Source organism: Tateyamaria pelophila (assembly GCF_019966495.1).
Lineage (GTDB): Bacteria > Pseudomonadota > Alphaproteobacteria > Rhodobacterales > Rhodobacteraceae > Tateyamaria > Tateyamaria pelophila.
This window is the reverse complement of the sequence record NZ_JAIMIA010000164.1, coordinates 1-7,965: the sequence shown is the minus strand read 5'-3', so window position 1 is coordinate 7,965 and position 7,965 is coordinate 1. Positions and strand designations below refer to the sequence as shown.

The window sequence follows — 7,965 nt, the reverse complement described above, 5'->3', positions numbered from 1 at the left end:
CTCTGCCGGGGCACGCCTCGGCAGGGGCTCTCAGCGCAATCTCCAACTAAATTTCCAGACGTCAGGTTACAGTACCGGATCATCATCGTCACCGGGCTGACGCCGACCTTCGGCGACAGTTTGTGCGGCTTCAAGCGGCTGGTGCAGATCGTCTTCGGGCTCTCCATCTCCTTCGCTGCCTCGCGCTTCGTCCCAGAACCCGACCGGGTCTGATTTCGAGGTGTCGTAGGTTGCGCGTTATTGCAAATGCCTGTCCCGTCAGCAGGTGTAATTCAGGCCAAGGCGACCGCCATCGACGTAAATTGTCTCGCCTGTGATATAGCTGGCCTTCTTGGAGCACAGAAACGCAACCACATCGCCAATTTCGCGCGCATCTCCTGCGCGGCCCAGCGGGGTGCGCGACATGGCCATTTTGAACGCCTCGGGATTGGCGTTCACGCCCGCCATCATCTCCGTATCGATGGATCCGGGGCCCACCGCATTGACGCGGATATTGTTCTTGGCAAGCGCGAGGGCTGCGACTTTGGTCAGCTGCATCACACCGCCTTTTGAGGCGCAATAGGCGGGGATTGCGGGGATCGCGACCTGCGCGTTGATCGATGACATGTTGACGATGGACCCAGCGATATTGTGCTCCACCATCACTCTGGCCGCCATCTGCGTCGCCAGAAATACGCCGCGCAGGTTGATGCCGATGACTTTGTCGAAGGTCGCTATATCGTAGCTGAGGAAATCGCCGGGCATGGCGACACCGGCGTTGTTGACCAACGCCGAAATCGGTCCGTGATCCGTAGCGATCTGCGCGAACATCGCTTCGATCTGCTCCAGATCGCCCATGTCGCAGGTGATCGCCGCTGCTGCGCCAAGTTTTTTCGACGCCGACGCGACACCTGTTGCATTGATGTCGGACAAGATCACGTCATAGCCGTCTTCGGCCAAGGCCTCTGCGCAGGCATACCCGATGCCCTGTGCAGCCCCTGTGATCAATGCGAATGGTTTTGCTGTCATGATTTTATCCTTCGTATCCGTAGTCAGTCTTGGCCTGTTCGGCCGATATCAAACCGGCGCGTACATCTTCGGCCACAAGGGCCTTGTCGCGGTCCGTGGCGGCTCCGTATCCGCCGCCGCCCGGCAAGCTCAACTTCAGGCGCTGACCATTTTTGACCAGCTGACGCCCCTTGCTGCGCAGCTTGGTACCATCCGCCAAGGCGACAATCCCCGCCGCACCCGGGCCACCGCCATCGCGGCCGCGCGCTGCATTCTCAACCCTGTCAAACATCGCGTTGAAATAGAAATCATAGCCGTCGCGAGGCTCTATCTCTATGGTCTGACCCAACCCGCCACGCAGTGCGCCAACGCCACCGGACCCTTCGCGCAAATCCTTGCGCCAGACGATGATGGGACCAACGTGCTCAGTTGCCTCGACGCTCATCGTAGAGACGCCCGACGGAAAGGCTGTGGCCGACAATCCGTCGCATGCAGGCCGCGCGCCCGTGCCACCGGAATTGAACATCAGCACCTCGGCATTGCGTAATCCGCTGGCGGCATTACTCGGACGTGCAGAAATCTGAATATTCCATAGCGCACTTGCCCCCTCTGCCGGAACAGTATCCGGCAGGGCTTGATGCAGCGCACCAAGAACGACGTCCGGCACCAGGTGCCCCAGAACATGCCGCACCGATACAGGCGCGGGGCGCTTTGCCGCGAGGATACATCCCTCGGGCGCGGTGATGACAAACGGCTCCAACGATCCTGTGTTATTCGGAACCTGCGGCGCGATCGCACATTTCAAGCCGTAGCAGGCGTAGGCGCGCGTATAGACTTCGGGGACGTTCACACCAAAACGGCTCATGCCGGATGTGCCATCGAAATCAGCCCGGATCGTGTCACCCGCCACATCGAGTTTGACCGCCATGCGCACCGGCTCATCGTACCCGTCAACCTGCATGGTGTGCGCGAACGTCCCGTCGGGAACCTTTGCGATGGCCTCATGGGTGGCCTTGCGGCTGGTTTCGATCACAAAATCCGCCAGTCCGTCCAGATCAGCGATACCAAATTCACCCATCATGGTTTGCAAGCGGCGATCTCCTGCGTCATTACAGGCAGCCAGCGAATACATATCGCCGACGACCTGATCGGGCTCGCGGACATTGGCGCGCACGATGCGGATGAGATCCTGAGAGACGTTGCCGCGCTCGGCGAATTTCATAATCGGGATCAGCAGACCCTCTTCATAGACCTCGTTTGCATCAGGCCCGAAGCCGCGCCCGCCGATATCGACCACATGCGCGGTACAGGCGAAGAATCCGATATGGGTGCCGTTGCGAAACGTCGGGGAAACAACCGTGATGTCATGCAGGTGGCCCGTGCCCAGCCATGGATCGTTGGTGATGAATACGTCACCTTCAAAAATATTCTGCGCACCGATTTCGCGGACAAAATGGGTTACACTTTCCGCCATGGCGTTGACGTGACCGGGTGTCCCTGTCACAGCCTGCGCCATCATCCTGCCGCGACGGTCAAACAGGCCCGCGGACAGGTCTCCGGCCTCGCGCACCGAGGTGGAGAACGCGGTGCGGATCAGGGTCGTCGCCTGCTCTTCGACAACGGCAATCAGGCGGTTCCACATGATCTGATGGTCAATCGCGGTGGGGGTCGCGGGCATGATCATGTCGTATCTCCTTTGCGTATGAGGCGCAAACTGCCATCGCCTTGTCCAACGGCGCGGTAACCGGATGTGACGATGGTTGTGGTCTCGTTCTCGACAATGATGGCAGGGCCTTCGACAAGCGTGCCCGCGGTCATGGCTTTCCGATCGACTTCTTGTGCATCGACCATTTTGCGCAACGCGGCATCAAAAAACCGGCGCGTCCGCAGTGGTGTCGCAGATACGCCGGACACGTGGCGCACAACCGGGGCGGTTTCTGGAAGCGCCGTCGCCACAACAAGGGACCAGTTGGTGATTTCCATGCCAAGCCCATCGATGACGCGCCCGAAAAGCCTGCGATATGCTGCTTCAAAGGCTGTGCGTATTTCGGAGTGATCCGCGTCAACGAAGGTTTTGTAAGGTAACGAGACGGGAATTTCCCAACCTTGCCCGGCATAGCGCATAAAGGCCGTCAGTCGTGTTGTGGTTTGTGCATCTTGCGCTCCAGCCCGAACAAAGGCTCTTGCTTCCTGCTCCAACTCCGCCAATGCGCCGTTGACCGATGCTGCGTCAAACGCTTCTAAACGCTGGAACAGGCCGCGCGTTGCTTCATAGCTGAACGGCGCTTTGAGAAATCCAATAGCCGAGCCCACGCCTGCGCCGGGCGGGATGATCAGTTCCTTGATGCCAAGCTTCTCGCACAGGCGGCAGGCATGCAAAGGCGCACCACCACCGAAACCGATCATGGTGAAATGTTCGATATCGCGGCCATTTTCGACGGTGTGAACGCGCGCTGCATTGGCCATGTTCTCATCGACCATCTCAGTCACGCCAAAGGCCGCTTGATCGCTCGACATAGCAAGGCTGCTGGCCAATTTGTTCATCACCACAGCGTCCGAAGCAGACACCGACAGGGTGATAGCGCCGCCGGCAAAATTATCAGGGTCCAACCGACCAAGCAAAAGGTTGGCGTCTGTAACAGTCGGCTCTTCCCCGCCGCGCCCGTAACAGGCCGGCCCGGGCTCGGACGCAGCAGAGCGCGGGCCGACCTGAATGCGGCCAAGCGTATCAATAGAGGCGATGGATCCGCCGCCTGCCCCGATCTCAACCATCTCAACCACTGGTGTCGAAACGGTCATGCCGGACCCTTTCTTGAATCTATAGGTCCGCGCGACTTCAAAGGTGTTGGCCGTTTTGGGAGCGCCGCCTTCGATCAGACAAATTTTTGCTGTGGTGCCACCCATGTCAAAGGACAAGACATTCTCCAACCCATGCCCGCGGGCAAAATCCGCTGCAAAAATTGCCCCCCCGGCCGGGCCGGACTCCAGCAACCGCACGGGTTGTTCCGCGGCAGAGTCGACCGATATCAGACCACCGCCGGAATGCAGCATGAACACTGGTGCATCCACACCGACGTCCTTCAGGCGCTGGACCAGGCGACCGAGGTAGACGGCCACCTGGGGCTGGACATACGCGTTGGCAATGACGGTGTTAAAGCGTGGCAATTCCCGCATCTGTGGCGAAATCACCGACGAGATCGAGATCGAAAGATCGGGTGCTGCGGCACGCAAGGCGTCTGCCATCTGCACCTCGTGCGCGTCGTTGGCGTAAGAGTGCATCAGCCCGATTGCGACAGCCTCATAGTCTCCGGCCAGGACGGTCGCCACCATCGCGTCGACTTCGGCGGGATCAAGTGCCAAAAGCACCTCGCCCCCCGGCCCCATCCGCTCGTTCAGCGTCAGACGATCCTCGCGTGGGACCATCGGCTTGGGCAGTGTCAAGTTGAGGTCATATTGCTCAAAACGGTTTTCCGAGCGCATCTCGATGACATCGCGGAAACCTTCGGTGGTGATAAAAGCCAGTTTTGCGCCGCGCCGTTCGATCAGAGAATTGGTGACAAGCGTGGTTCCGTGGATCACCTGGCCGATATCACCCATTTCAATTCCCGCTTTGTCGGCGGCAATTTGCATAGCATCCAGAATGGCCTGTTCTGGCTTCGCATAATTGGTCAAGACCTTGCAGGTCGCAAGGCCACCAGAATGTGCGAGCGCGACATCCGTGAAGGTACCGCCGATGTCCACACCGACGCGGTTGGGAATATTCGTCATTGCTTACAAGCTCTTCAATACTTGGTTTGCGGTAAAGGCCGCCTCATATACCCGCGACATGATGGGGGCATTTGCGACAGACGACATGGTGGTCATCGGCATTGGCAGGTCATCGGGTGCCATACCGGTCAGAAGGTCTGACATCGACTTGCCGAAAATAGTGCCTGTGGTGATGCCCCGACCATTGTAGCCGATTGCCGTGTAGAGATTTTCATCAAGGTTGTGGATGCGCGGCATATGATCCGGCGTCATGGCGATCTGACCGTGCCATGCCTCTTCGAACTCAATATCGCCCAGATCCGGAAATATCCGCGCAAGTTGCTTGCGGGCCCAACGGTGTGACAGGCCTGATTTGGCATCGCCAAACACCCTGCCCATCGATCCAATGATCAGGCGGTCATACGCGTCGCGGCGCAGGCTGAACATGATTTGGCCTGTATCCCAAAGCCCCTGACGACCTTTCAGGATATGCGCCGCCTCAGGCCCCATGGGCTTTGTCGCCAACTGGAAATAATGGATCGGGGTGAAAACCCGCTTGAGATCCGGCCAGAGCGTGTCGGTGTAGGCATTTGTTCCAAGCACGACATGCTTGGCGGTGACGAGCCCCCTGTCTGTCTCCACCTTCCAATGGCCGCCGTCCTTGCGCAAGGCCTGAACAGTCACGCCGGTGCTGATCTTGGCACCTGCTCCCAGTGCCGCGCGGGCGAGACCGCGGCAGTATCCCATCGGGTTGATCGTTCCCGCGCGGTGATCGACAAGCCCGCCGTAAAATGCAGGTGAGCCGATGAGTTTGGAGACTTCTTCGCGGTCAAGCAAATCGACAGGCTCGCCCATCGCATTCCAGTCCTGCCAGCGTCCTTCCAGATCCTTGAAGCCCTTCATGGAGTGGGCCGCGTGGATTGTGCCGGTCCTGGTGACTTCGCATCGGATCTGATGTTTCTCGATCAACGAAAACACCGTTTCGGGGCCCTGCCCGAATGTCTTGAGAAACCGTGACCCGTATGTCGAACCCAGCTTTGCCTTGACGTCTTTGGGCGGCAGCCAGACGCCGGCATTCACTAGGCCCACATTGCGGCCGGACCCGCCAAATCCGATCTGCTTGGCCTCCAGCACATGGGCAGAGAGACCTTTTTCGGCACAATGCAATGCGGTCGAGAGACCGGTGAACCCGCCACCGACGATGGCAACATCGACAGTTGTGTCCGCATCCATCGGCGCGTTGTAATCCTGCTCCTGCGCGGAAGCATCCCACAGAGAAATGGCATCCTTTGTTGTCATGTGTCATTTCTCCAAGTCGTGTCGGATTCCTGTTCCTGAGGCAGGGTGCACAAGCGATCCAAACGTGTCAATATATGATATTATTGTTCCATATAGCAGCACAGATTAACTCTCCGACTAAGCTCAAAAATCTTCCGCGCAGATCGTGGCCGATGCACGCGCGCGCATCGAAGAAATCGAAACCTCCGACCCTATCGGCATGCTGGACGATCCCAATATTGGGCCCAATGTCGTGCCCGATATAATGATTGTCGATACCCGCGATGTGCGTGAACGTCAGCGCAGCGGTCATATCCCCGGCAGCTTTCATGCACCTCGCGGCATGATTGAATTTTGGGTGGATCCCGACAGTCCGTACTTCAAGGACATCTTTGCCCAAGAAGACAAGAAGTTGGTTTTCCATTGTGCCTCTGGCTGGCGCTCGGCCATCACAACCGCCACGTTGCAGGATATGGGGTTCGACGCTGCGCATCTGAGGGAAGGGTTTTCCACATGGGAAAAACAAGGCGGACCGGTGGGGTATCCTGAAAAAAAGTGAGACGCGTTTCAGGCCCGGCCAAGCTTTGCCGAAACAGAGCGGGCCGCATGCAATACCAAGCCGCCGAACCGGTCAATACCGCCTTCGGGCAGGTTTACGTCCGGCAAAGAAATGCCCAGGGCGCCGACAGGTTCTCCCCCAGGCAATGTAATCGCCGCGCCAAAACTGAGGATCCGCTCGCGGAACTCTCCTGTATCGAAGGCATAGCCGCGGGTACGAATGGCTGCGACTTCCGCTTCGAGCGCGGGCATATCGGTCAGCGTCTTTTCAGTATATCTGGTCAAAGCCCCGCCGATTTGGTCGCGCAGCTTTTCAAAATCCGCAGCCAGGATCGCTTTGCCAGTGCCAACACAGTGCAGCGGTGCCATACCGCCGACCGCGTTCCACGACCGAATGGGCTTTTGGCTGTCAACCTTGTCGATATAGATCACGCTGAGATTCTCGCGCACTGCCAGGTACACCGCTTCTGCCGTCTCTTGGGACAGGTGCGAAAGCTCGGGCGCGGCAAGTTCACGCAGGTTCAGGTTTTCAACCGACGCCCGCCCGACACGCCATGTCTTGAGGGTTGCGGCATAGGTTTTGTCGGGACAGTGCTGAACATATCCGAGTGTCGTAAGTGTTTGTAGCAGACGGAAGGTGTTCGATTTCGTCAGACCAAGCTCTTTGGACAGCTCTGTAACGCCTTTGCCATTCTGCGAACCAGCCAGGTTCTCGAGAATAGAAAGTCCCTTGGAAAGAGTTGAGTCGACTTTCGGCTCTTTGTGGCTTGCTTCGCTCATAGTGCTTCGGGTCCTCTTTTTCATTGCCTAGCAGCTATTACCCGGCTCCGAAAGTTGGCGGTTCATGGGCCTGAACAGGCGGCAATGGCCCCTCAAAGAGACGTATTTCAACCCGCATTCCCCAAGTAGATCTCTGATTTCGCTGTCTTGAACGTGATATTTTCTATATATATCATGGCGTTGGTTGCTGCGGAGGATGTGTTTCATGGATCACCCAGAGGGTGCGGGCTTGCAGCGGGCAGATCGTGTGGATTTTGACCCTCGCGTGCGGCTGGAATTCCGGGGCGCTCAGCTCAGTTCGGATGGCGGCCTTCTGGTGATGCGCGAGCTTGATGACGCGCTCGGTCTGTCCAATCTGGCGTCTGCTGCCCTGTGCGATAATCGCCGTGGCAAGAACACGATCCACCGGCTCGACGGGCTGTTTCGGCAATCGGTCTACGGCCGGTTGGCAGGATACGGGGACGTCAATGACGCCGACCGTCTCGCGCTCGATCCCGTGATGCGCCAGGTTGTCGGTGGCCGTGCCGTCGATGCGCATGCCGCATCCACGTCGCAGATGGGCCGGTTCGAGACCGAGGGACTGGCGACCGCAGAGAACCGGGCGGCTCTGTCTGA

The 7,965-nt window shown here is 58.4% G+C and carries 7 protein-coding genes and 1 pseudogene; 3 read left to right on the top strand and 5 right to left on the bottom strand.

Annotation, left to right across the window (positions count from 1 at the left end; all coding sequences use genetic code 11):
- Positions 1-213: pseudogene (locus tag LC354_RS24980) on the top strand (TrbC/VirB2 family protein); the annotation flags it as partial.
- Positions 214-258: 45 nt separating this feature from the next.
- Here the strand turns inward: LC354_RS24980 and LC354_RS24975 are convergent.
- Genes LC354_RS24975 through LC354_RS24960 form a run of 4 tightly spaced genes read right to left on the bottom strand, consistent with a single transcriptional unit; the run spans position 259 to position 6,033 of the window.
- Positions 259-1,008, bottom strand: a complete 750-nt coding sequence (locus tag LC354_RS24975) for an SDR family NAD(P)-dependent oxidoreductase (RefSeq protein ID WP_223428685.1) — start codon at positions 1,006-1,008, stop codon at positions 259-261.
- Between the two features lie 4 nt (positions 1,009-1,012).
- Positions 1,013-2,671: a hydantoinase B/oxoprolinase family protein gene (locus LC354_RS24970; RefSeq protein WP_223428684.1), complete on the bottom strand. Its 1,659-nt coding sequence runs from the start codon at positions 2,669-2,671 to the stop codon at positions 1,013-1,015.
- Positions 2,668-4,755 (bottom strand): hydantoinase/oxoprolinase family protein, encoded by a 2,088-nt coding sequence (locus tag LC354_RS24965; RefSeq protein WP_223428683.1) that lies wholly within the window; start codon positions 4,753-4,755, stop codon positions 2,668-2,670. The genes LC354_RS24970 and LC354_RS24965 overlap by 4 nt, the downstream gene beginning before the upstream one ends.
- Before the next feature lie 3 nt (positions 4,756-4,758).
- The gene (locus tag LC354_RS24960) at positions 4,759-6,033 is read right to left on the bottom strand and encodes an NAD(P)/FAD-dependent oxidoreductase (RefSeq protein ID WP_223428682.1); all 1,275 of its coding nucleotides are present in this window, start codon (positions 6,031-6,033) and stop codon (positions 4,759-4,761) included.
- Positions 6,034-6,178: 145 nt separating this feature from the next.
- Here LC354_RS24960 and LC354_RS24955 point away from each other — a divergent pair, with 145 nt between their 5' ends.
- Positions 6,179-6,571 (top strand): rhodanese-like domain-containing protein, encoded by a 393-nt coding sequence (locus tag LC354_RS24955; protein WP_223428681.1) that lies wholly within the window; start codon positions 6,179-6,181, stop codon positions 6,569-6,571.
- 8 nt (positions 6,572-6,579) lie between these two features.
- On the opposite strand, the gene LC354_RS24950 is transcribed toward LC354_RS24955, so the two are convergent.
- Complete coding sequence (locus LC354_RS24950) at positions 6,580-7,350, bottom strand: IclR family transcriptional regulator (protein WP_223428680.1); 771 nt, start codon at positions 7,348-7,350, stop codon at positions 6,580-6,582.
- 205 nt (positions 7,351-7,555) lie between these two features.
- Between LC354_RS24950 and LC354_RS24945 the strand changes: the two genes are divergently transcribed.
- Positions 7,556-7,965: transposase (locus LC354_RS24945; RefSeq protein WP_223421634.1), on the top strand; the 410-nt coding region annotated here is incomplete at its 3' end.

Excerpts from the sequence above, each read along its gene's own strand:
- LC354_RS24960 (WP_223428682.1), bottom strand. The coding sequence starts at position 6,033 with ATGACAACAAAGGATGCCATTTCTCTGTGGGATGCTTCCGCGCAGGAG.
- LC354_RS24975 (WP_223428685.1), bottom strand. The coding sequence starts at position 1,008 with ATGACAGCAAAACCATTCGCATTGATCACAGGGGCTGCACAGGGCATC.
- LC354_RS24950 (WP_223428680.1), bottom strand. The coding sequence starts at position 7,350 with ATGAGCGAAGCAAGCCACAAAGAGCCGAAAGTCGACTCAACTCTTTCC.
- LC354_RS24965 (WP_223428683.1), bottom strand. The coding sequence starts at position 4,755 with ATGACGAATATTCCCAACCGCGTCGGTGTGGACATCGGCGGTACCTTC.
- LC354_RS24970 (WP_223428684.1), bottom strand. The coding sequence starts at position 2,671 with ATGATCATGCCCGCGACCCCCACCGCGATTGACCATCAGATCATGTGG.